The organism is Actinophytocola sp. NPDC049390 (assembly GCF_044466355.1).
GTDB lineage: Bacteria > Actinomycetota > Actinomycetes > Mycobacteriales > Pseudonocardiaceae > Actinophytocola.
This window is the reverse complement of sequence record NZ_JBITMQ010000005.1, coordinates 343,629-366,252: the sequence shown is the minus strand read 5'-3', so window position 1 is coordinate 366,252 and position 22,624 is coordinate 343,629. Positions and strand designations below refer to the sequence as shown.

27 protein-coding genes and 1 pseudogene are annotated in these 22,624 nt (G+C 70.2%); 12 read left to right on the top strand and 16 right to left on the bottom strand.

The genetic code is table 11. The features are described from left to right. Positions 1-25 precede the first annotated feature (25 nt). Positions 26-967, top strand: a complete 942-nt coding sequence (locus ACIBVP_RS18075) for a hypothetical protein (RefSeq protein WP_396107267.1) — start codon at positions 26-28, stop codon at positions 965-967. Between the two features lie 4 nt (positions 968-971). Here the strand turns inward: ACIBVP_RS18075 and rdgB are convergent, their stop codons facing one another. Continuing rightward, complete coding sequence (gene rdgB / locus ACIBVP_RS18070) at positions 972-1,583, bottom strand: RdgB/HAM1 family non-canonical purine NTP pyrophosphatase (protein WP_396107266.1); 612 nt, start codon at positions 1,581-1,583, stop codon at positions 972-974. After that, positions 1,580-2,344 carry a ribonuclease PH gene (gene rph / locus ACIBVP_RS18065; protein WP_396107265.1) on the bottom strand — a complete coding sequence of 255 codons (765 nt, stop codon included), beginning with the start codon at positions 2,342-2,344 and terminating at the stop codon, positions 1,580-1,582. Before rph ends, rdgB begins: the two co-directional genes overlap by 4 nt. A 113-nt stretch (positions 2,345-2,457) precedes the next feature. On the opposite strand from rph, the pseudogene ACIBVP_RS18060 reads away from it, so the two are divergent. Continuing rightward, positions 2,458-3,462: pseudogene (locus tag ACIBVP_RS18060) on the top strand (YbhN family protein); the annotation flags it as partial. Positions 3,463-3,480: 18 nt separating this feature from the next. Here the strand turns inward: ACIBVP_RS18060 and ACIBVP_RS18055 are convergent. The 12 genes from ACIBVP_RS18055 to clpS form a co-directional block, all read right to left on the bottom strand. Next, positions 3,481-4,101: a TetR/AcrR family transcriptional regulator gene (locus tag ACIBVP_RS18055; RefSeq protein WP_396107264.1), complete on the bottom strand. Its 621-nt coding sequence runs from the start codon at positions 4,099-4,101 to the stop codon at positions 3,481-3,483. Between the two features lie 141 nt (positions 4,102-4,242). Continuing rightward, positions 4,243-5,022, bottom strand: coding sequence for an MBL fold metallo-hydrolase (locus ACIBVP_RS18050; protein ID WP_396107263.1), 780 nt, complete (start codon positions 5,020-5,022; stop codon positions 4,243-4,245). A gap of 11 nt (positions 5,023-5,033) precedes the next feature. Further along, positions 5,034-5,855, bottom strand: a complete 822-nt coding sequence (gene murI, locus ACIBVP_RS18045; RefSeq protein ID WP_396107262.1) for a glutamate racemase — start codon at positions 5,853-5,855, stop codon at positions 5,034-5,036. Beyond that, positions 5,780-6,433, bottom strand: a complete 654-nt coding sequence (locus tag ACIBVP_RS18040; protein WP_396107261.1) for a rhomboid family intramembrane serine protease — start codon at positions 6,431-6,433, stop codon at positions 5,780-5,782. The genes murI and ACIBVP_RS18040 overlap by 76 nt, the downstream gene beginning before the upstream one ends. Positions 6,434-6,474: 41 nt before the next feature. After that, the gene (locus ACIBVP_RS18035; RefSeq protein WP_396107260.1) at positions 6,475-7,185 is read right to left on the bottom strand and encodes an aspartate/glutamate racemase family protein; all 711 of its coding nucleotides are present in this window, start codon (positions 7,183-7,185) and stop codon (positions 6,475-6,477) included. Further along, on the bottom strand, positions 7,182-7,646 hold the full coding sequence (locus ACIBVP_RS18030) for an SRPBCC family protein (protein ID WP_396107259.1): 465 nt from the start codon (positions 7,644-7,646) through the stop codon (positions 7,182-7,184). Before ACIBVP_RS18030 ends, ACIBVP_RS18035 begins: the two co-directional genes overlap by 4 nt. Before the next feature lie 62 nt (positions 7,647-7,708). Beyond that, entirely contained in the window at positions 7,709-8,659 is a 951-nt protein-coding gene (locus tag ACIBVP_RS18025) for a PLP-dependent cysteine synthase family protein (RefSeq protein WP_396107258.1), read from the bottom strand. Positions 8,660-8,661: 2 nt separating this feature from the next. Further along, positions 8,662-8,934, bottom strand: a complete 273-nt coding sequence (locus tag ACIBVP_RS18020) for a MoaD/ThiS family protein (protein ID WP_396107257.1) — start codon at positions 8,932-8,934, stop codon at positions 8,662-8,664. A 27-nt stretch (positions 8,935-8,961) separates the two neighbouring features. Further along, the gene (locus ACIBVP_RS18015; protein ID WP_396107256.1) at positions 8,962-9,399 is read right to left on the bottom strand and encodes a Mov34/MPN/PAD-1 family protein; all 438 of its coding nucleotides are present in this window, start codon (positions 9,397-9,399) and stop codon (positions 8,962-8,964) included. Positions 9,400-9,408: 9 nt separating this feature from the next. Then, a complete protein-coding gene (locus tag ACIBVP_RS18010; RefSeq protein WP_396107255.1) occupies positions 9,409-10,434 on the bottom strand; it encodes a P1 family peptidase in 1,026 nt (341 codons plus the stop codon). After that, a complete protein-coding gene (locus ACIBVP_RS18005; protein WP_396107254.1) occupies positions 10,427-10,996 on the bottom strand; it encodes a DUF2017 domain-containing protein in 570 nt (189 codons plus the stop codon). The genes ACIBVP_RS18010 and ACIBVP_RS18005 overlap by 8 nt, the downstream gene beginning before the upstream one ends. Continuing rightward, positions 10,993-11,280, bottom strand: coding sequence for an ATP-dependent Clp protease adapter ClpS (gene clpS, locus ACIBVP_RS18000; protein WP_396107253.1), 288 nt, complete (start codon positions 11,278-11,280; stop codon positions 10,993-10,995). The genes ACIBVP_RS18005 and clpS overlap by 4 nt, the downstream gene beginning before the upstream one ends. A gap of 45 nt (positions 11,281-11,325) precedes the next feature. On the opposite strand from clpS, the gene ACIBVP_RS17995 reads away from it, so the two are divergent. Genes ACIBVP_RS17995 through ACIBVP_RS17985 form a run of 3 tightly spaced genes read left to right on the top strand, consistent with a single transcriptional unit; the run spans position 11,326 to position 13,551 of the window. Further along, positions 11,326-12,609, top strand: coding sequence for a nicotinate phosphoribosyltransferase (locus ACIBVP_RS17995; RefSeq protein WP_396107252.1), 1,284 nt, complete (start codon positions 11,326-11,328; stop codon positions 12,607-12,609). Further along, positions 12,606-13,169, top strand: coding sequence for an isochorismatase family protein (locus tag ACIBVP_RS17990; protein WP_396107251.1), 564 nt, complete (start codon positions 12,606-12,608; stop codon positions 13,167-13,169). The genes ACIBVP_RS17995 and ACIBVP_RS17990 overlap by 4 nt, the downstream gene beginning before the upstream one ends. Positions 13,170-13,227: 58 nt before the next feature. Continuing rightward, positions 13,228-13,551, top strand: a complete 324-nt coding sequence (locus ACIBVP_RS17985) for a DUF6204 family protein (RefSeq protein ID WP_396107250.1) — start codon at positions 13,228-13,230, stop codon at positions 13,549-13,551. Between the two features lie 24 nt (positions 13,552-13,575). Here ACIBVP_RS17985 and ACIBVP_RS17980 read toward each other — a convergent pair whose 3' ends face one another. Continuing rightward, a complete protein-coding gene (locus tag ACIBVP_RS17980) occupies positions 13,576-14,214 on the bottom strand; it encodes a hypothetical protein (RefSeq protein ID WP_396107249.1) in 639 nt (212 codons plus the stop codon). Between the two features lie 127 nt (positions 14,215-14,341). Here ACIBVP_RS17980 and ACIBVP_RS17975 point away from each other — a divergent pair, with 127 nt between their 5' ends. From ACIBVP_RS17975 to ACIBVP_RS17945, 7 genes are all read left to right on the top strand, one after another. After that, positions 14,342-16,375 carry an ATP-dependent DNA helicase gene (locus ACIBVP_RS17975; protein WP_396107248.1) on the top strand — a complete coding sequence of 678 codons (2,034 nt, stop codon included), beginning with the start codon at positions 14,342-14,344 and terminating at the stop codon, positions 16,373-16,375. A 12-nt stretch (positions 16,376-16,387) separates the two neighbouring features. Next, positions 16,388-16,711, top strand: a complete 324-nt coding sequence (locus ACIBVP_RS17970) for a hypothetical protein (protein ID WP_396107247.1) — start codon at positions 16,388-16,390, stop codon at positions 16,709-16,711. Positions 16,712-16,764: 53 nt separating this feature from the next. Then, positions 16,765-17,610, top strand: a complete 846-nt coding sequence (locus ACIBVP_RS17965) for a helix-turn-helix domain-containing protein (RefSeq protein WP_396107246.1) — start codon at positions 16,765-16,767, stop codon at positions 17,608-17,610. 14 nt (positions 17,611-17,624) lie between these two features. After that, positions 17,625-17,804, top strand: coding sequence for a DUF397 domain-containing protein (locus ACIBVP_RS17960; RefSeq protein ID WP_396107245.1), 180 nt, complete (start codon positions 17,625-17,627; stop codon positions 17,802-17,804). Beyond that, positions 17,801-18,259 (top strand): hypothetical protein, encoded by a 459-nt coding sequence (locus ACIBVP_RS17955; RefSeq protein ID WP_396107244.1) that lies wholly within the window; start codon positions 17,801-17,803, stop codon positions 18,257-18,259. Before ACIBVP_RS17960 ends, ACIBVP_RS17955 begins: the two co-directional genes overlap by 4 nt. Positions 18,260-18,317: 58 nt before the next feature. Continuing rightward, entirely contained in the window at positions 18,318-18,761 is a 444-nt protein-coding gene (locus tag ACIBVP_RS17950; protein ID WP_396107243.1) for an iron chaperone, read from the top strand. Positions 18,762-18,955: 194 nt separating this feature from the next. Beyond that, complete coding sequence (locus ACIBVP_RS17945; RefSeq protein ID WP_396107242.1) at positions 18,956-21,922, top strand: family 16 glycoside hydrolase; 2,967 nt, start codon at positions 18,956-18,958, stop codon at positions 21,920-21,922. 45 nt (positions 21,923-21,967) lie between these two features. On the opposite strand, the gene ACIBVP_RS17940 is transcribed toward ACIBVP_RS17945, so the two are convergent. Next, positions 21,968-22,438 carry a carboxymuconolactone decarboxylase family protein gene (locus ACIBVP_RS17940; protein WP_396107241.1) on the bottom strand — a complete coding sequence of 157 codons (471 nt, stop codon included), beginning with the start codon at positions 22,436-22,438 and terminating at the stop codon, positions 21,968-21,970. Between the last annotated feature and the right edge of the window lie 186 nt (positions 22,439-22,624).

Genomic DNA, 22,624 nt, shown 5'->3' with positions numbered 1-22,624 from the left:
CCGACTCAGGCGGCGTATTCAGGGCATGCTCAACTACGCTGCCCGCCGCGTCGCGCTCCTCGCTGTGCTCGCCGCCACCACGGTGGTGACCGGCAGCGCCTGTGGTGCGCGCCCGACCGCGACTGTCGGCGAGCACGTGATCCTGGCGGCACCCGCCCCCGGGCCGAGCGCGGCACCACTGCCACCGCCGTCACCGCCGACGCCGACGCCACGGCAGACGGTGACACCGACGACTCCGGACTCGAGGGCCGCCGGCAAGCCGGAACTCGACCCGGAGCCGGTGCTGGCCGCGGTCACGGCGGTGGAGCCGAACACGACGCTGGGAGCCGTGGTCTACGACAGGGTCTCGGGCACGACGGTGCTGTCGGTCGACGCCGACCGGCAGTTCCGGTCCGCGTCGCTGGTCAAGTTGATGATCGCGATCGACCTCCTGGACCGCGGCGCGAGCGAGTCGGAACGCCGGCAGATCACGGGAATGCTGTCGAAGAGCGACGACGACATCGCGAGCGCGCTGTGGGTCAGCGGCGGGCCGGACCTCATCCCGAGGGTCGTGACGCTGGTCGGGCTGCAGGGCACCGAGCCACCCGAGCTCGCCGGGAAGTGGGGTGAGGTCAAGGTGACCCCGGACGACATGGTCCGCATGTACCGGTACGTCATGGAACGCATGCCGGCGGCGGACCGGGCGCTCGTCGTGGACGCGCTCGCGTACGCGCCGCAGTACGCGGCCGACGGTTTCGACCAGTACTTCGGCATCCCCGACGGGCTGGCCGCGCAGTGGGCCGTCAAGCAGGGCTGGGGCAACAACGACCACGCGATGGTGCTGCACAGCACCGGCCTCGTCGGCGAGGGCTGGCGCTACGTCGTGATCCTGCTGACCGAGCACCCGCTGGGGTCCGGGTGGCGAACGAGCGCGGACTCGGTCACCGCCGCGGCGAGCGAGCTCGACGGCGAGCTGCCCGCCGCGTGAGCGGTTACCGGTCGCCGAGGCTGCGCAGGTGGGGCAGCAGCAGCGACAGCGCGCGGCCGCGGTGGGAGATCGCGTCCTTCTCCTCGGTCAGCAGCTCCGCCGACGTCCGCGTCTCGCCCTCCGGCACGAAGATCGGGTCGTAGCCGAAACCGTTGGTGCCACGGGCCTTGCGCACGAGCGTGCCCGGCCACACGCCGCGCACGACGATCTCCGTGCCGTCGGTGAGCACGAGCGCGGCAGCGCACACGAACTGGGCGCCGAGGCGCTCGTCGGGCACGTCCGCGAGCTGCTCCAGCACGAGTTCGAGGTTCGCCTGGTCGGAGCGGGCGCTGCCGGCCCACCGCGCGGACAGGACGCCCGGCATGCCGTTCAGCGCGTCGACCGCGATGCCCGAGTCGTCGGCCACCGAGGGCAGGCCGGTCGCGGCCACCGCGTCACGGGCCTTGACGACGGCGTTGTCCTCGAACGTCGCGCCGGTCTCCGGCGTCTCCTCGAACGGGGGGACCTCGTCGAGGCCGACGACCGTCACGCCCTCGATGCCCGCACGCTCGATGATGCGCCGCATCTCGTGGAGCTTCTTCGCGTTCCGGGAAGCGACCAGCAGTTGACTGCTCACGAGCGGACCGCCTTCGGCGTCGGCAGCTCACCGGGATAGGGCTCGGCGAGCGCGGTGGTCTGCAGCGCGTTGATCTCCGCGCAGCCCGCGAGCGCCAGGTCGAGCATCCGGTCGAGCGTGGATCGGGTGAACGTGGCGCCCTCGCCGGTGCCCTGGACCTCGATGATGGTGCCCGCGTCGGTGGCGACGACGTTCATGTCGACCTCCGCGCGGGCATCCTCCTCGTATGGCAGATCCAGCCGCACGCGGCCGTCGACCACCCCAACGCTCACCGCCTGCACCGCGCACGACAGCGGCTGCGGGTCGGCGAGACGGCCGGCGGCGCCGAGCCAGGTGACGGCGTCGGCCAGCGCGACGTACCCGCCGGTGATGGCCGCGGTGCGGGTGCCGCCGTCGGCCTGGATGACGTCGCAGTCGATCACGATCGTGTTCTCGCCGAGCGCGGCCAGGTCGATGCACGCCCGCAGCGAGCGGCCGATGAGGCGGCTGATCTCGTGGGTGCGGCCGCCGACCCGGCCCTTGACCGACTCCCGGTCACCACGCGTGTTGGTCGCGGACGGCAGCATCGCGTACTCCGCGGTGACCCACCCGAGGCCGGAGCCCTTGCGCCAGCGCGGCACGCCCTCCGTCACGCTCGCCGCGCACAGCACTCTGGTCTTGCCGAACTCGACCAGCACCGAGCCGGCCGGCCAGACCTGAAAACCACGGGTGAGCTTGATGTCCCTGAGCTGGTCGTCGTTCCTGCCATCGCTACGTGCCACGGTGGCAACAATATGCACTGTGGCCGACGTTACCCCGTTCGGCCTCCTGTTTCGGATTGACCACGGAGCCCACGCGGAGGACCATTCAACGTGAGTTGAAATCGGAGGCGGCCATGTCCGAGGGGGATCAACGGACCAAGCGGAGACACCCGGTGCTGGTCGGCGCGCTCAAGGCGGCCGCGGTGGTGCTGCTCCTGGTCGTGGCCGCCTTCTCCCTGCAGGGCAAACTGCCGAGCCTCACGGCGGTCGGCAACGCCGTCGCGGGCGCCGACACCGGCTGGCTCGCCGTCGCGGTGGTCGCCGAGTTCGTCTCCATGGCCATGTTCGCCCGCCAGCAGCGCCGCCTGCTCACCGCGTTCGGCGTGCGGATGCCGCGCCACCGCGCGCTCGCCCTGGCCTACAGCCGCTCGGCCATCGCGATCAGCCTGCCCGCGGGCTCCGCCATCTCGGCCGCGTACGCGTTCCGCCAGTTCCGCACCGACGGCGCGAGCAACCGCACGGCCGCGACCGTCATGGTGCTGTCCGGCCTGCTGTCGTTCGCCGCACTGGCACTGCTGTACGCGACGGGTGCTCTTGCCGCGGGTGCGGTGCACCTCGGTGTCGTCTGGCAGCGGGAACCGGGCCTCGCGTCGGTGAGCGTGGCGATCTCGGTCGTGTTGATCGCGTTCGTCGGGCTGTTCGCGTGGCAGTCGAGCTGGCACATCCACCCGGCCCACCCCCGCACGCACCGCCCGGTCGGGTCGCGCTGGCCGCGGCTCGCGGTGCTGCTGCGTCCCGTGACGGACGCGATCACCAGCTCACGCGACGTCGGTGGGCGGCACTGGACGCTCGCGCTCGGCGCCGCGCTCGCGAACTGGCTCACCGACCTGCTCTGCCTGTACGCCGTGACCCGCGCGTTCAGCCTGCCGGTGACGCTGTGGGAGATCGGCGCGGTGTACCTGACCGTGCAGATCGTCCGGCAGGTGCCGCTGACGCCGGGCGGGATCGGCGTGATCGAGGTCAGCCTGCTCGCCGGGCTGGCGTCCGCGGGCGCGGACAACGCCGCGGCGGCGGCGACCGTGCTGGTCTACCGGTTGCTGTCGTGCTGGCTGATCATCCCGGTGGGGCTGCTGTGCTGGCTGGTGCTGCGCAGGCCGTCACACCAGCACGCGGTCGAGGACGAGCCCGAGGTGGTCGGGCAGCTCGGCGACCGCGCGGTCGTCACCGGCGATGTGCCGCAGCAGCGCGTGCTGGAACACGCCGTCCACCAGCGCGTACGCCAGCCGCGTCGACACCGCGAGGCCTAGCCCGGACAGCTGGGCGTACTGGTCGACGAGCCTGCCGATCATCCGCTCGAGGCTCACCTCGATGGCGCGGACGTCCTCGCGGAACGAGTCGACGAACATGCTCTGGTTGCGCAGGTCGTACCACAGGCGGTGCATGGGCGCGTCCTGGCGCAGCGTGGTGACCATCGCGTCGATCCACCGGCGGCGCAGCTCGTCCGGGGTGCTGGCGATGGCGACGACCTGGTCGTACCGCGCGACGGCGGCGGCCTTGTACTGGCGCACGCAGTAGGTGATCAGGTCGACCTTGTCGCGGAAGTAGTAGTGCAGGACGCCGTGGGAGAACTCGGAGTTCTGCGCGATGTCACGGAGGCTGGTGCCCGCGTAGCCGAGTTTCGAGAGCGTGTGGAGCGCCGAGTCGGCGAGCTGGGCTCTCCGGACGGCGAACTTGTCGACATGACGGCGGACCGGTTTCCGCTCGGCGACCTGGGACACGGCGTTCCTTCGCGTCGTCCCTCCCCCGGCCCGCGCCCTGCGGACCGAGGAGAAGTCTACCCGGCAATTGCCAGGCCAAGATCATGATGGCGGCGGACCAGCCAGATGGCGGAGAGACCGCACGGGGAGTGACGGGCGTGGTCACCGCGGTGCGATGGGGTACTCCGCGCCCTTGACCACCAGCTCCACGGGGCCCGTGTACGTCGTGCGGGCTTCCGCCAGCACCACCTCGGGGTCCGTCCACGGCGCCACGTGCGTGATCAGCAGCCGTTTGGCGCCCGCGCGCGTGGCCAGCTCCCCCAGTTCCAGGCCGGACATGTGCACGCCGGACGGGTGGTTGTCGCGATGGGTCCACGATGCTTCACCCAGTAGCACGTCCACGCCCGCGACAAGCCCATCCAGGGTGTCGCACACGCCCGTGTCACCTGTGTAGGCGAGTGAGACACCACTGTGCGTGAACCGGAAGCCGTACGCCTCACACGGGTGGGACACCTGCGCCACCGTCACCGAGAACGGGCCGATCTCCCGCACCCCCGGGGCCAACGGGTGGAAGTCGTAGACGTCCGTCAGGAGCTCGTCCTCCAGCTCGGCGCGGTCCGGGGCGTACGCGGCGGCGAACCGGGTCGGTGCCTCCTTCGGCGCGTGCACCGGCAGCCGGTTCACGTACGGGTCGACGGGCGGCGCCGGGTGCCAGCGCCGCAGGACCGTCAGCGCCGAGAAGTCCGCGCAGTGGTCGGGATGCAGGTGCGAGAACACGAGCCCGTCCAGCGTGAACGGATCCCGCACGGCCTGCAGTTCGGCGAGCGTGCCGTTGCCCAGCTCCACACCGAGCGCGAAACCGTCGGCCTCGAGCAGGTAGCCGGACGACGGCGAGCGGGGCCCCGGGGCACTGCCGGAGCAGCCGAGCACGGTCAACAGCACAAGTCACACCCTTACACACGGGTGGCCGCGAAAGCACCGAGGTCCGGACCAAGAAATCGCCTGGCCAACCGGGCGAACGAGTCGGGATCGCCGGTCGCCACCAGCTCGTGCCGGGGATCGGTGCCGGGTTCGGCGAGCAGGTCCGTTTCCGTCAGCACACGGACCACGTCCTTCGCGGTTTCCTCCGCGCTGGACACCAGCGTCACGTCGGGCCCCATGACGATCTGCAAGACGCCCGTGAGCAGTGGGTAGTGCGTGCAGCCAAGAACGACCGTGTCGACGTCCGCCTGTTGCAGCGGCTCCAGGTACGCCTGCGCGAGCCCCAGCACCTGCCTGCCGGACGTGATGCCGCGCTCCACGAAGTCGACGAACCGCGGGCACGCCGCGCTGGTGACCGTCAGGTCCGGCACGGCGCCGAACGCGTCGTCGTAGGCACGGGACCGCACCGTCCCGGCGGTGCCGATGACGCCGACGCGACGGTTGCGTGTCGTCGCCACCGCGCGCCGGACAGCCGGGACGACGACCTCGACGACCGGGATGCCGTAGCGCTCCCGCGCGTCGTGCAGGCACGCCGCCGACGCCGTGTTGCACGCGATGACCAGCAGTTTCACGCCGCTCTCGACCAGGTCGTCGGCCACCGCCAGCGCGTGGCGGCGGACCTGCGCGACCGACAGCGGGCCGTACGGGCTGTGCGCGGTGTCGCCGACGTACCGCAGCCGCTCGGCGGGCAGCTGGTCCGCGATGGCGCGTGCGACGGTCAGTCCGCCGACGCCGGAGTCGAAGATTCCGATCGGGTCGCTTTGTTTGCCTTGTTCGCCACTGCTACCAGCCACGCCGCGAGTATGCCGCCGATCGCGCCGAACAGGTGGCCCTGCCACGACACCCCGGGGTTGCCCGGCAGGACACCGAGCAGCGTGCCGCCCCAGTACAGGAACAGGACCACGGCCACCAGGATCTGCCCGAACGCGCGGTTGAACAAGCCCCGGACCAGCAGGAACGCGAGCCAGCCGAACGCGAGACCGGACGCGCCGACGGTCGTGCCGTCGCCGCCGACGAGCCACACGCCGACGCCGCTGAAGAGCCAGATGGTGAGCGTCACAGCCACCCACTGCCCGACGCCGTTGGACATCGCGAGGAAGCCGAACAGCAGGACCGGCAGCGTGTTGGAGAACAGGTGCTCCCAGCCGTGGTGCAGTAGCGGCGCCCACAGGATGCCGTCGAGCCCGCCCACGGTGCGTGGCTGGATGCCGAACTGGTCGAGCCTGCCGGACATGGCGGCGTCGACGATCTCGATGAGGTACAGCAGCACGGTGAACGAGCCGATGACGATCAACGCCTGCAGCGGCCGTGGCGGCAGGATGCGGTTGACCGGGTTCTTCGGTTTCGACGCCGGCGCGGGCAGAGTGCTCACGTGATCGAGGTTACGTGGGAATCGCGGTTCCCGCGTCCGATTCAACCCTGAGAAGACCCTGGTATCGGCGCGAGTCCCAGCGCGTGGTCGGCGGCCAGCTCGGCGTGCAGGCGGGTGGTCGGGAAGACCGGCACCGGGCTGTCGTCCTGACCGACGAGCAGCTCGATCTCGGTGCAGCCGAGGATGACGCCCTCGGCGCCGCGGTCGACGAGGCGCTGGATGACCTTGCGGTAGGTGTCGCGGGAGTCGTCGCGGACCACGCCGACGACCAGTTCCTCGTAGATGATCCGGTGCACCTCGGCCCGGTCGTCCTCGTCCGGGACCAGCACGTCGAGGCCGTGCGCGGCGAGACGGTCGCGGTAGAAGTCCTGCTCCATGGTGAACGCCGTGCCGAGCAGGCCGACGCCGGTGACGCCGGCCTTCTGCACGGCGTCGGCGGTCGCGTCGCCGAGGTGCAGGAGCGGCAGGACGGTGATCTGGTCGGCGACCTTGTGCATGGTGTTGGTGCACAACACGACGAAGTCGGCGCCCGCCATCGCGAGCGCGGCCGCGGCCTCGGCCAGGCGGTCGCCCGCCTCCGCCCAGTCGCCGCTGACCTGCAGCCGTTCGATCTCGGCGAAGTCGACCGAGTACATGACGCAGTGTGCGGAGTGCAGGCCGCCCGCGCGTTCGCGCACGCGTTCGTTGACGATCCGGTAGTACTCGATCGAGGACTCCCAGCTCATGCCGCCGAGGAGGCCGATGACCTTCATGACAGCAGCCCGGTGAGGCGTTCGAGCGAGCGTTCCATGTTGCGTTCGATGTCCTTGGTGCCGATGCGGCGCATCAGCCAGCCCTTCAGCGGGCCGCCGGGCACCTGGATGGAGCGCAGCCGGACCGTGGTGGTGTCGGCGCCGCCGTCCAGCTCGATGCGGAACTCGGTGCGGACGGCGAACTTCGGCGCGGGTTTGCCGTCGATCCGTTCGGCGACGTGCCGCCAGGCCAGGACCTTGCCGGGCTCGTACTCGGTGATCTCCTGGTCGACCTCGGAGTGGCGGCGACCCCAGTGCCCGTACTGCGTGCGCAACTGGCCCGCACCCGCCCCATCGACGACCTCGGTGCGGTCGGCGAAGTCGAACCAGTCCCCGGCGCGGCCCGCGTCCGAGACGATGGCCCACACCTGCTCCGCGCCGGCCGGAACCTCGGCCTCGCGCACGACCTCGATGGCGCTCACGCCGGAGGATGCTAGCCCCCGGTGCGCCAATGTCCTGAAAGGCGCTTTCAGAACGGGGTCGGTCAGGCCCAGAGGTGGCCGTCCAGTCGCGCTGCGGCCTCGTCGACCGAGCCGCTGTAGGCACCGGTCGACAGGTACTTCCAGCCACCGTCCGCGACGATGAAGACCACGTCCGCGGACGCCCCGGCACGGACCGCCTTGTCGGCCGCCGCCAGCGCCGCGTGCAGGATCGCCCCCGTCGAGATGCCCGCGAAGATGCCCTCGCTCTCCAGCAGCTCCCTGGTCCGTCGCAGCGCGTCGTACGAACCCACCGAGTACCGGCCCGTCAGCACCTCCGGGTCGTACAGCTCCGGCACGAACCCCTCGTCCAGGTTCCGCAGGCCGTACACCAGCTCGCCGTACCGCGGCTCGGCCGCGATCACCTGCACGTCCGGCTTGTGTTCGCGCAGGTACCGGCCCGCGCCGACCAGCGTGCCCGTGGTGCCGAGACCGGCCACGAAGTGCGTGACGGACGGCAGGTCACGCAGGATCTCCGGCCCCGTGCCGTGGTAGTGCGCACCGGCGTTGTTCGGGTTCCCGTACTGGTACAGCATGATCCAGTCCGGGTTCTGCTTCGCGAGCTCCTTCGCCCGCCGCACGGCCTCGTTCGAGCCGCCCGCGGCGGGCGAGTTCACGATCCGCGCCCCGTACGCCTGCAGCAGCTGCCGCCGCTCCTCCGAGGTGTTCTCCGGCATCACGCACACCAGGCCGTAGCCCTTGAGCTTCGCGGCCATGGCCAGCGAGATACCGGTGTTGCCCGACGTCGGCTCCAGGATCGTGCAGCCCGGCCGCAGGACCCCGTCCTCCTCCGCCTTCTCGATCATCCGCAGCGCGACGCGGTCCTTCACCGAACCGGTCGGGTTGCGGTCCTCGAGCTTCGCCCACAGCCGCACGTCCGCCGACGGGGACAGGCGCGGCAGACCCACCAGCGGCGTGTCGCCGAGGGCGTCGAGCAGGGAGTCGTAGCGGGCCAACGTCAGCCGCCGGCGACGGCGGGCAGGATGGTCACGTTGTCGCCGTCGGACACGGCCGCCTCGAGACCGCCCGAGAACCGCACGTCCTCGTCGTTGACGTAGATGTTCACGAAGCGGTGCAGCGTGCCCTCCTTGACCAGGCGGCCCTTGATGCCACCGTGGTTCGACTCGAGGTTGTCGATCACCTCGGCCAGAGTGGTGCCGCTCGCCTCGACCGTCTTCTCGCCACCGGTGTGGGTGCGCAGGATGGTCGGGATGGAGACGGTGACCGCCATGTGGAACCTCCGCTTGAGGAAAGGGACTTACTCAGAAAACGTCTGTGCCGACGACGTGTATTCCGCGACGACCTCGACCTGCTCCTCGCTGATCTCGCCCTCGACGATCCGGAACGACCGGAACTCGTCGACCTCGTCACGCGTGGAGACCAGCACGTAGTGGGCGTAGGGCTCGGACGCGTAGGACACGTCGGTCCGCGACGGGTACGCCTCGGTCGCGGTGTGCGAGTGGTAGATCACCACCGGCACCTCGTCGTTCGCGTCCATCTCCCGGTACAGCTTGAGCAGGTCGGCCGAGTCGAACTCGTAGAACGTCGGCGAGCGCGCCGCGTTCAGCATGGGGATGAACCGCTCCGGCCGGTCCGACCCGTCGGGTCCGGCGATGACACCGCACGCCTCGTCCGGGTGGTCCCGACGAGCGTGCGCGATGATCGCGTCGACCAGGTCACGGCGTATCCGAAGCACACCCCGATCTTACTGGCCGGACGCCGTGCTCCCACTGGATGAGACGGGCCACACGTCCCGGTACGCGGGCAGGCCGGGCACCGCCGTGGCGGCCAGCATGCCGTGCACCATGGCGCGCGCGAACACCTCCGCCGCCGCCGTGCACAGGCGGTCCAGCGCGGCCGCCCGTGCGACCGGACCGAACGGGCCGTCGGCGATCCCCAGCGAGCGGGACCCGGTGGCGACCGCGAACACGGTGTCCCCGTCGAACATGGTGTGCGCGGGCCGAACCGCGCGGGCCAGGCCGTCCTGCGCGGCGACCGCGAGGCGGCGGCACTCGGTCTTCGTGAGGTCGGCGTCCACGGCGACCACGCCGACCGTGGTGTTCAGGTCGGTCGCGGGCACGTCCGGCAGCACGCCGGGCGCGTTCGGCCACACCACGCCGAACTCGCCCGCGACCTCGTGGTCCGCCGCGTACGGCACCCCGGTCGCCATGTCCACGGCGTCCCCCGCCGCGTTGACCGCGGCGAGTGCGCCGACCGTGAACCCGTCGACCCGCACGGACGCGGTGCCGATGCCGCCCTTGAGCTGCCCGACCTTGGCGCCCGTGCCCGCACCGACCGTGCCGACCGCGAACTCGACGGCCGCGTTCTCGCACGCCGCGTAGCCGAACGACGCGTCCGGCCGGTTGCCCCACTCGCCGCGCGGCAGGTCGAACAGCACGGCACCGGGGACGATCGGCACGACCTCGTGCTCGGCCTGCCCCACCCGCAGGCCGCGGTTGCGTTCGGACAGCCAGCGCATCACCCCGTCGGCGGCGGCGAGCCCGTACGCCGAGCCGCCGGACAGGCACACGGCGTCAACCTGCCGCACCAGGTTCTCCGGCACCAGCAGGTCGGTCTCGCGGGTGCCCGGCGCACCGCCGCGGCCGTCGACCGCGCCGGTCGTGCCAGGTGGCAGGAGCACGACCGTGGTGCCGGTCGCCCAGCCGTCACCGAGCCGCTGGTGGTGCCCGACGAGCACCCCGTCGACGTCGGTGATGGCGTTGTCAGTCATCCGCGCCGCCGGACAGCGCCGTGACCAGGCTCTCCTGCATCCAGGTCAGCCAGTGGTAGACGCCGAGGTGCGGGGCGCGCGGGTCGCCGTCGGCCAGCTCGTCGGGCATGTCCTCGGTGACGCCGAGCGTGGTGCCGAGGGCCAGGCGCACGTCGTTGAGCGCGGACAGCCACGCGTCGGCCTGCTCGGGCGACAACGTCACCAGGCCCCCGCCGGGCGGGCACGTGTCCAGCAGCACACCCGCGACCCCGGTCTTGTGGTCCAGCAGCTCCGGCTCGTGCAGCGACCGCAGCGCGGCGGCCGAGTCACGGTCCTGCTGCTGGGCGTCCTCGGTGTCGAGCCGGTGGAAGTCCGGCAGCAGGCGGGACAGGATCGGGTCGTCCGGCGCGGTGGTCGGGCCAGTGCGGATGCCGGTGAGCTCCGCCAGCTCGTCCTGCGGTGCCGCGGACTGCCTGGACCGGAGCGTCTCCTCCATGTGGCCGACGAGGCCACGCAACACGGCCGCTTCCTGCCGGTCGACCTTGGTGGTGACGGTGTCGCCGGCCCGCTCCCAGGGGATCACGACTCGTGCTGCATGGTCGCCCAGAGGCCCGCCGCGTGCAGCTTCGCGACGTCGCCCTCCACCTTCTCCTTGGAACCGGAGGACACGATCGCCCGCCCCTTGTGGTGCACGTCAAGCATGAGCTTGGTCGCCTGGTCACGGGAGTAGCCGAACAGCTTCTGGAACACGTACGTCACGTACGACATGAGGTTCACGGGGTCGTTCCACACGATGGTCTGCCACGGCTTGTCCTCGGCCGTGAACTCCGCCGTGACCGGTTCGACCCGCTCGACGGGTGTCGACATGGAAACCGACATAAATCCATGGTGGCATGTCTACGCTGACTGCTCATGACCGGTACCAGCACCGCGTTGCTCACGGACCACTACGAGCTGACCATGCTCGCCGCGGCCCTCGCCGACGGCACCGCCGAGCGGGCGTGCGTGTTCGAGACGTTCGCGCGCAGGCTGCCCAACGGGCGACGCTACGGCGTGGTCGGCGGCACCGCACGCGTGGTGGACGCGATCAGCAGGTTCACGTTCGGCGAGGCCGAGCTGGCGCAGCTGTCCGGCGTGCTCGACCAGGCCAGTTTGGACTGGCTCGCGGACTACCGCTTCTCGGGCGACGTCGACGGCTACGCCGAGGGCGAGCTGTACTTCCCCGGGTCACCGCTGTTCACGGTGCGTGGCACGTTCGCGGAGGCGGTGGTGCTGGAGACGCTGGTGCTGTCGATCCTCAACCACGACAGCGCGATCGTGTCCGCCGGTGCACGCATGGTGAGCGCCGCGAACGGGCGGCCCATCATCGAGATGGGCGGGCGGCGCACGCACGAGGAGGCGGCCGTCGCGTCGGCCAGGGCCGCGTACCTGGCCGGCTTCGCGACGACGTCCAACCTGGAGGCGAAGCGCCGGTACGGCATCCCGACCGCGGGCACGTGCGCGCACGCGTTCACGCTGCTGCACGACAGCGAACACGCCGCGTTCACCGCGCAGGTGCGGGCACTGGGCACGGACACGACGTTGCTGGTCGACACCTACGACATCACCCGTGGCATCGAGACGGCGATCGAGGTGGCGGGCACCGGGCTCGGCGCGATCCGCATCGACTCCGGCGACGTCGGTGTGCTGGCACGGCAGGCCCGCCAGCAGCTGGACTCGCTGGGCGCCAAGAACACCCGGATCGTGGTTTCCGGTGACCTCGACGAGTACGCGATCGCCGCGCTCCGCGCCGAGCCGGTGGACGCGTACGGCGTCGGCACGTCCCTGGTGACCGGTTCCGGCTCACCGACCGCCGGGATGGTCTACAAGCTGGTCGAAGTGGACGGCAGGCCGGTCGCGAAACGCAGCTCCCACAAGCAGTCCAAGGCCGGGCGCAAGGCGGCGCTGCGACGGCACAAGCCGACGGGCACGGCCCTGGAGGAGGTCGTGTACGTGGTCGGCGCGCCGGTCGAGGAGGACCCGCACGACCGGCAGCTGCAGGTGCCGCTGCTGCGGGGTGGACAACCGGTGGGTGACCCGCCCAGTCTGGAGACGAGCAGGCAACGCGTGCGTGACGGGTTGGTGAGCCTTCCGTGGGAGGGCCTCAAGCTGTCCCACGGCGAGCCCGCGATCCCGACCGTGTACGTGGAGAAGTGATGACAGCGCTCATCGTCGTGGACGTGCAGAACGACTTCTGCGAGGGCGGCTCGCTGGCGGTGACGGGTGGCGCGGCCGTGGCGGCCGCGATCCCCGCCCTGTACGGCGACTACGACCAGGTGGTCGCCACGCGGGACTACCACATCGACCCGGGTGCGCACTTCTCGTCGCAGCCGAACTTCGTCGACACGTGGCCCGCGCACTGCCGCGCGGACACGCCGGGCGCGTCGTTCCACCCGTCGCTGGACGTGGGCGGGATCCAGACGGTGTTCTCGAAGGGCGCCCACGCGGCGGCGTACTCCGGCTTCGAGGGACACGCCCCGGACGGGACGTCCCTCGCGGACTGGCTGCGTGCGCACCACGTGTCCGAAGTGGACGTGGTGGGGATCGCGACGGACCACTGCGTGCGGGCGACCGCGCTCGACGCCGTGGCGAACGGTTTCCGCGCCCGGGTGCTGCTCGACCTGACGGCCGGGGTGGCCGCCTCCACTGTGGACACCGCACTGACCCAGCTCGGCGACGCGGGCGTGACGCTGACCGGCACCCCACGCGTCGGCTGACCTGCTCGGCCGGCGCAATTGAGTGGCCGGCCCGGCCGTCCGCTGGCAACCTGGGCCGGTGACCGAAGAGCACACCTACCGCGTGCTGGTGCGCGGCCGCTTCACCGACCTCGACGACGCGGGGCGCGCGCGCCTCAACAAGGCCGCCGGGCAGCACGACATGCTGACGGCCGGGTTCACCGAGGACGGGTCGCTGGCCTACGACCACGCGCTCGACTTCTTCTCCTTCCGCGTGCAGCTCAAGGAGAAGGACGAGCGGGCCGGGTGCGACCGGGGCAAGGCGCTCGCCGCGCGTGCGGTGGAGGACCTGGGGGTGGACTTCCGCGACCTGAAGGCGTCCGCCACCGACATGGACACCGTCAAGGTGAAGCGGCGCCGGTAGTGCCACCGGCGCCGCCTGCCGACGTCAGGGCACGGGTGCGCAGTGCACCGTGCCCACGTACGCGTCACCGGAGATCGGGCCGCCCTGCGGGAACATGCGGATGTGCATCAGGTGCACGGTCAGACTGCCGTCCGCCGGGCTGGGGAGCACCACCTCGTTGAAGGTCACGGTCGCCTTCGGCTTGCCGTCCGGGCCGCCGGGAACGGTGACCACGTGGTTCGACGGCAGCTGCGCGGGCACGGTCACGCCGGACAGCCCGGAGAACTGGATCGACGAGTTGCTGCCCGCAGCCGTCGTCGCACACTTCGCGCCGTAGCCGGTCAGGCGGATCCTGGGGCCGCCGTACTGCCGCAGCGCGTCGAAGCGGAACCGGCCGCCGGTCACGGTCGCCGTGGCGATCTCGCCCGCCTCGTCGATGGTGCACGTGCTGTCGCCGGACGCATAGGTCACCACGTTCGGCACGGACACCTCACCCGAATGGCCCGCGAGTTCCCCCTCCGTGCTGCACGGGGCGATCGGCTCGACCGTCACGTCACCGATGGTGACCGCGCCCGCCCAGCCCTCCGCGACCGCGTCGCCCGGGCCCGCCTGCGCGGGAGCGACCGCGAGCACCAGGCCCGTCACGGTCAGGACCGCCACGCTGAGTGTTCTTCGGAGTGTCATGGCACGAGGAAATCCCGGCACCGACGCGGCGGGCCAGGGCCGCCACCCGGTAGTGCACACAGACAACCCGGTCGAGGTACCCGGGTGGCTGCACGGGACTGTCGGGGGTCGGAGGTACGGTCTGCTCGTGCCGTCTTCCACCGACCTGCCAGGAGTGAACGAGCTGCTCTCGATCGCGGTCGAGGCGGTCGGCGGTAAGGAGCGCCCTGGCCAGGTCGCGATGGCCGAGGCGGTGGGCCGGGCGATCCGCACCGGCGACCACGTGGCCGTGCAGGCGGGCACCGGCACCGGCAAGTCGCTCGCGTACCTGGTCCCGGCGCTGCGGCACGCGGTGGCCACCGAGTCGACGGTCGTCGTCTCGACCTCGACGATCGCGCTGCAGCGCCAGCTCGTCGACCGTGACCTGCCTCGGCTGGAGAAGGCGCTGTCCAAGCCGCTGGGCCGCAAGCCGACGTTCGCGATCCTCAAGGGCCGCCGCAACTACCTGTGCCTGAACAAGCTGGACAGCGGCGTGGAGGACGACGCGGACGACGCCGCGCTGTTCGACCCGTTCGAGGTGTCGCGGATCGGCCGCGAGGTGAAGCGCCTGCACGAGTGGGTGTCGGACACCGAGACCGGCGACCGTGACGAGCTGGTGCCCGGCGTGTCCGAGCAGGCTTGGCGGTCGGTGTCGGTGTCGGCGCGGGAGTGTCTCGGCAAGGCCCGCTGCCCGATGGGCGCCGACTGTTTCGCCGAGAAGGCACGTGAGGAGGCCGGGCGGTCGGATCTGATCGTCACCAACCACGCGCTGATGGCCATCGACGCCCTGCAGGGCTACCAGGTGCTGCCCGAGCACGACCTGGTGATCGTCGACGAGGCCCACGACCTGGTCGACCGGGTCACGTCCGTCGCGACCGCCGAGCTGACCTCCGGCGTCGTCCACGCGGCCGCCCGCCGCGCGAGCCGGGTCGTCGACCAGGAGGTCGCCGACCGGCTGATGGAGGCGGGCGACGGGCTCGCGCTGATCATGGAGGACCTGCCGGTCGGGCGGCTGGACGAGATGCCGAGACCGCTGTCGGGCACGCTGGTCGCGCTGCGGGACGCCGCGCACGCGTGCATCACCGGGCTGGGCAACGAGAAGTCGGGCGACGTGGACGTGCAGACCATGCGCAAGCTCGCCCTGTCGCAGCTGGAGGAAGTGCACGACACGGTGGTCCGGCTGCTCGACGCGTGGGACGGCGAGGTCGGCCAACGGCGCGACGTCGTGTGGCGGACCGGTGACAGCGGCAACGGCCCGCCCCGCCCGCCGACCATCAAGGTGGCGCCGCTGGCGGTGTCCGGGCTGCTGCGCGAACGGCTGTTCGCCCAGACCACGACCGTGCTCACGTCCGCCACCCTGACCCTGGGCGGCAACTTCGACTCCATGGCGCGTTCGTGGGGCCTGCCGCCGGAAAGCGGCCCGAGCGAGCAGCTTCCTGGCGCGGCGACGGAGAAGTCCATCGACGGTCCGAAGTGGACGTCACTGGACGTGGGGTCGCCGTTCGACCACGCCCGCAAGGGCATCCTCTACCTGGCGAAACACCTGCCGCCGCCGGGCCGGGACGGGCTGCCGCCCGCGTACCTGGACGAGATCAGGGAGCTGATGGAGTCGGCCGGCGGCCGCACCCTCGGCCTGTTCTCGTCGATGCGGGCCGCGAAGCAGGCCACGGAGGAGCTGCGCAGGCGGACGAACCTGGAGATCCTGTGCCAGGGCGAGGACTCGACGGCGCTGCTGGTGCGCAAGTTCGCGGAGGACGAGGCCACCTGCTTGTTCGGCACGCTGTCGCTGTGGCAGGGCGTGGACGTGCCGGGCCCGTCGCTGCAGCTGGTGATCGTCGACCGCATCCCGTTCCCCCGCCCCGACGACCCGCTCGCGTCGGCACGGCAGCGCGCCGTGGAAGCGCGGGGCGGCAACGGTTTCCTGTCGGTCGCGGCCACCCACGCCGCGCTGCTGCTGGCGCAGGGCACGGGCCGCCTGCTGCGCAGCACGGACGATCGCGGCGTCATCGCGATCCTCGACCCCCGCCTGGCCACCGCGCGCTACGGCGGCTTCCTGCGCTCGTCACTGCCGAGCTACTGGACGACGAGCGACCCCGAGGTGGTCAGGGCGGCGCTCGGCCGCCTGAACACCGCGGCGAACTGAGAAGGAGATTGCGTGTCCACTGCTGACACCGGCATCACGGTCGACGACGACGGCGTCCGGCGGCAACTTGCCGACGGCACCGAGGAGTCGGTGACCTGGGCGAAGCTGTCGGAGGTCGCGATCAGGACCACCCCGGAAGGCCCGTGGAAGGAAGACGTGTTCTTCCTTCTGGTCGCGGAAGGCGGCGGCGGTTGCGCGGTCCCGGCGGGCCACCCCTCGGCCGACGACCTGATGAGCCGTCTGCAATCGCTGCCAGATTTCGACAACGACGCCTTCATCGAAGCCATGACGACCGTCGAGGACGGCCTTTTCGTGGTGTGGCAACGAAAGAAGTAGCCCGATCGGGTGGTGAGATCCCGCCAGCGCACGCGCGCGGGGAGTCTTGTCGTGTGGCAACACACATCAGTCCGGTCGTGCTGCGCCGAGAGGTCGGCCGCCGCATTCGCCTGGCGCGAAATCACGCCGGCCTGACCGTGGTCCAGGCGGCGGCACTGCTGGAGATCACCAGGAGCGCACTGAGCCGTTTCGAGAACGGATCGAGCGGCGTGAACGTCCACCTGCTCCGCTCGATGATAGACGTCTACGACGAACGCATGGACGACGTTCTCGACCTGGTCCGTCAGGCCCGAGCCCCGGGCTGGTGGCGCCAGTACGGCGTGTCGGACAAGGCGTTCGTCGCGTTGGAAACGGCCGCCACCCGGGCGAGCACCTACGAACTCTCCTTCGTGCCCGGGCTGCTCCAGACCGCCGACTACGCCCTGGCTCTCTTCATGTCCGGCCGGGAGTCGCGCAATGAGGACTGGATCTCCAACATGCTCGCCGTCCGGATGAACCGGCAGGAACGCCTCATCGACGAGGAGCACCCACTCGTGCTGGATGCCGTCATACACGAGTCCGCCCTCCGCTACCCCGTCGGCGGACCATCGGTCATGCGCAACCAACTGCTGCACCTGGGCTTGATCAACGAGTTGCCGACGGTCGCCCTGCGGGTCCTGCCCGCCGACGTGATCTCGAACGAAGCCCTCGTCGGCCCGTTCACCGTGCTGGACTTCCCCGAGGCCGAACAGCCCAGCATGAGCTACGCCCTGCACGCTCTCGGCGACGAGCGGCAAGACAGATCCGAGTACGTCGAACCAGCTAGACTACGGTTCTCCCACCTCCGGTCGTTGGCGCTGGACCCCGGTGATTCGGTCGCGCTGATCGAGCGGGTGGCCGACGAACTGTGGTCGAGCTGAGAAGAGGCGCAACTGTGAACGCGCGTTGGCGTAGAAGCAGCTTCAGCAGTGGCACCGGGGGCGGGAACGACAACTGCGTCGAGGTCGCCCTACTCGGGGACGCGACCGCCATGCGGGACTCCAAGAACGCCGAGGGCCCCGTCCTGAACCTCCCCGGCTCCGCGTGGAAGGCCCTGCTGACCGCCGTGAAGTGACCAGAACGGTCCTGCTCGTCGCCGTGCTCGCCGTCTGCGCGGCGGTGGTGCTGGTCGTCAGGGAACACGCGGTCACCGGTCATCCGCTCCCCGTGGCCCGGTCCACACAGGTCTCGTTCGACCCCGTCGCCCGGGTGCCCCGCTGCGCGGACTACGTCGGCACCGGGCCGGTCCCCGCCGAGGGGCACGCCGCCCTGTTCATCCAGCCGCCCGACGCGACCACCATGTACTTCGCGGTCGAGCTGCGCTTCGACGACCTCGGCTGGGTCGCCGAGGACGTGATCGTCGGCGAGGAGACCGACGGCCGGCACTTCACCCTGCACGTCTACGCCGTCTCGGCGTGGTTCCTCCGCTGGCTCGAGCTGCTCCCGCCGCACCACCTGATCGACCGGCTGCCCACCCGCCACCTCGACTCCCTGATCGCGATCCGCACCGACGACGCCGACACCTGTTGAGAAAGACCGGTCAGGAATCGAGAAGCGCTGGTCAGCGGGCTGCCTTAGCGTTGTCCACATGAGCGACACCTACGAAGGCTTCACCGCGGAAGAGCGGGCAGCGATGAAGGAACACGCCGCCGAGATGAAGAAGACGACGCGGCGCCGAGGGTCGAAGGCGGACAAGGCGGCGGCGGCCAAGCAGGACCTCCTCGCCAAGATCGCGGAGATGGATGACGCCGACCGCGCCCTCGCCGAACGCGTCCACGAGATCGTCACCACGCACGCCCCGATGCTCGCGCCGAAGCTCTGGTACGGCATGCCCGCGTACGCGCTGGACGGCAAGAACGTCGTCTTCTTCCAGCCCGCCGGGAAGTTCAAGGTCCGCTACGCCACCCTCGGCTTCGAGGCGGCCGCCACCCTGGACGACGGCGAGATGTGGCCGACGGCCTTCGCGCTGCTCGAGATCACGCCCGAGGTGGAGGCACGCATCGTCGCCCTCGTGCAGAAGGCCGTGCGGTGACCCACCGGCCCTGGTGGCTTATGCTCATAACGAGGAAAGCGCTTGCCTAGGCTAGATGGGTTAGCTTTCGTTCGAAACGTGCTCCAAACGGCCCTACTTTCACATATTTCAGCTCTTCTTTTGTTGACTTACGACGAAAGCTGTCTTCTTCTGTGTGTCGACAGAGTCGTCACGCACCGAGGAGGTAGCCCTCCATGCGGCCGTTCGTGCCTTTGCTAGCCGCACTCACCACGATCCCGTTCCTCACCGTCCAGGCCACCGCTGCACAATCCGACATCCCGCCCCAGGAACCGGGCGTGACGATGCGGGTGTTCGACGTGCAGGTGATCCTGGACGACTACTGCACGCTCAAGACCGGTCAGACCCCCAACGTCGACAAGCTGATGCCGACGATCAACTGGTCCACCTCCGCGGACTTCGGCATCGCGGACAAGTTCGTCACCGAGGTCACCGGCTACCTGCACACCGACAACCCCGGCGAGTACCACTTCCGGATCACCAGCGACGACGGCGCACGGCTGCTGCTCGACGGCGAGACCGTGGTCGACCACCCCGGCAGGCACGGCGCGACCCCGAAGGACGGGGCGACCACGCTCACCGCCGGGGCGCACGCGCTGCGCATCGACCACTTCGACGGCGAGTTCGGGCAGGCGCTCAAGCTGGAGTGGCAGCCGCCAGGCACGGACGGGTTCACGCTCGTGCCGACCAGCGCGCTCAGCACCGACGCCGAGGTCACGCGCGTGACCTCACCCGGCCGCAAGGAGTGCGAGGGCGTCACCGAGACACCCGGCGACGGCCTCCCACTGGCCGACGTGCACCCCGACTACACGCTGACGAACCTGCGCCCCGACGGCTTCGAGCCGCAGGTGACCGGCATGGACTGGCTACCTGACGGCCGCCTGGCCATCAGCACCTGGGGCGGTGACCGGGAGTCCGTGCTCGGCGAGGCGTACATCGTCGACGGCGTCACCGGCAACACCGACCCGTCGAAGGTCACCTACAAGAAGATCGCCACGGAACTCCAGGAGCCGATGGGGCTCAAGTACGTGGACGGCACGATCTACGTGTCCGAGAAGGACGGTCTGACCGCGCTCGTCGACTCGAACGGCGATGAGGTCGCCGACGAGCACCGCACGATCGCGACCTGGCCGTTCGGCGGGAACTACCACGAGTTCGCGTTCGGGCTGCTGTACGAGAAGGGCTACTTCTACGTCACCACGGGCATCGCGATGGTGCCGGGTGGCGCGACCGCCGACCCGCAGCCCGTGCCCAACCGCGGTTCCACGTTGAAGATCGACAAGCGGACCGGCGAGGTGTCCTATGTGGCCGGCGGGCTGCGCACGCCGAACGGCCTCGGCTGGGGACCCGGTGGCGACCTGTTCGTCACCGACAACCAGGGCATGTACGTGCCGACGTCCAAGCTGGTGCGGATCAAGCAGGGCGCGTTCTACAACCACCACACGAACCCGGACGGCCCGTACGACGACCAGCCGGTGACCGAGCCGGTGCTGTGGTTGCCGCACGGCGAGATCTCCAACTCGCCGAGCAACCCGATCATGCTGCCGAACGGCGTGTTCGCCGGTCAGATGGTGTTCGGTGACGTGACCTACGGTGGCCTCCAGCGCGCGTACCTGGAGGAGGTCGGCGGCGAGTACCAGGGCGCGGTGTTCCGCATGACACAGGGCCTGGAGTCCGGTGTGAGCCGGATCAGCCTCGGTCCCGACGGCGCCATCTACACCGGTGGCATCGGCTGGGCCGGGAACTGGGGTCAGGCGGGCAAGCTCAAGTACGGTCTGCAGAAGCTGTCCTTCGACCAGGCCCGCACGTTCGACATCCACTCCATGCACGCGATCGACGGCGGTTTCGAGATCACCTACACCCAGCCGCTGTCGGATGCCACGGCGCGGGACCTGGCCGCGAAGTACAACGCGGAGCAGTGGCGGTACGTGGCGACGCCGCAGTACGGCGGGCCGAAGATCGGTCAGGAGAACCTGGAGGTCACGTCGGCGACGCTGTCCGAGGACCGCACGAAGGTGACGTTGAAGCTGGCCGGTCTCAAGCCGGGTCACGTGGTGTACGTGCACTCGCCGCGGCCGTTCGCCTCGGCGTCCGGCAACGAACTGTGGAGCACCGAGGCGTGGTACACGCTCAACCGGCTGCCCGACGGCACGACCGCGCCGTCGGAGTACGAGGCGGAGTCCGCGCGCCTGGCCGGCGGCACGGGGTGGAACACCAACCACACGGGCTACTCGGGTGCCGGTTTCGTCGACCGCAACTGGGAACCGGGCGCGAGCACGACGTTCGGCGTCCGCACCGACCGGGCCGGTCGCCACGACCTCAAGCTGCGGTACGCGAACGGGCAGAACGCCGATCCGAGCCCCACGCCCAGGTCGATGAGCCTGTACGTCAACGGCGAGAAGGTCAAACAGATCTGGCTCGCCAGCACGGTCGCCTGGAACAGGTGGACGGACCACGTGGAGACGGTGCACCTGCGCCAGGGCGCGAACTCGATCTCCTACGTGTACGAGGAGACCGACATCGGGCACGTGAACCTCGACAAGCTCACCGTCACACCGACGAAGCGGATCACGTTGTTCGACGGGACGAACCTCGACGCGTGGGAGAGGACGTCCGGCGGCCCGGCGACGTGGCCGGTCGCGAACGGCACGATGGAGTCGCTCGGCGGTGACATCCGCACGAAGGAGAGGTTCGGCGACTTCCGGTTGCACGCCGAGTGGTACCAGCCGCACTACCCGCCGGAGGTCACCGGGCAGGCACGCGGCAACAGCGGTGTCTACATCCAGGAACGCTACGAGATCCAGGTGCTGGAGTCGTACGGTCTGGCGCCGCAGAACAACACGGCGGGCGCGATCTACCTGAAGAAGCCGCCGGACGTGAACGCGGCGCGGCCGTCGGGTGAGTGGCAGACGTACGACATCGTCTTCCGCGCGGCCCGCTACGACAGCACCGGCAAGAAGGTGGCCGACGCACGGGTGACCGTCGTGTGGAACGGCGTGGTGGTGCACAACGACGTGGCCATCAACGGCAAGACCGGCAACGGTCAGGCGGAGAACCCGGCCCCGGGTCACCTGCGGTTGCAGGACCACGGCGATCCCGGTGCGAACCCGAAGTTCCGCAAGATCTGGATCGAACGGCTGTAACCGTTGTCCCGGCCCGGAGAGCGCTCTCCGGGCCGGGGCCCCCGCTCAGGCGTCGAACATGCCGCGCTCGTAGGAGCCGCCCTTCTGGTGTGTGATGACGGCGAACCGGTTGGCGGCGTTGACCATCGACACCACCGTGATCAACGCGGCGAGCTCGTCGTCGTCGTAATGCTTGCGCACCTGGGCCCAGGTCTCGTCGGACACGCCCTCGTACGCGTCGGCGAGCCGGGTGCCCTCCTCGGCGAACGCGAGCGCGGCCTGCTCGGCCTCGGTGAACACGGAGGACTCCCGCCAGGCGGCGACGAGGTGGAGACGGAGAGCGCTCTCCCCGGCGGCCGCGGCTTCCTTGGTGTGGAGGTCGATGCACCAGCCGCAGCCGTTGATCTGGCTGGCACGCAAGGAAACCAGCTCCTGGATGGTCTTGGGCAGCGACGACTGCTCGACCACCGTGGCGAAGTTCGCGAGCCGCTTGAAGACCTTCGCCCCGGTCTCGTTCTCGAACATGTTGAACCGCATGACGTCCCCTTGTGTCGCGTTGCAGTGACGCACACAAGATGCCGACGACACGGTTCTTGTGACAGGACAGCGACGTGACGCCCGACACTCATGCCTTCGGTGTGTGGACGGAGCACTCCCGCCCATCGGGTCGTAGCGGCTGCAGGCCGGGTGATCTGAGCGATGTCGACACGTACAACACGATCA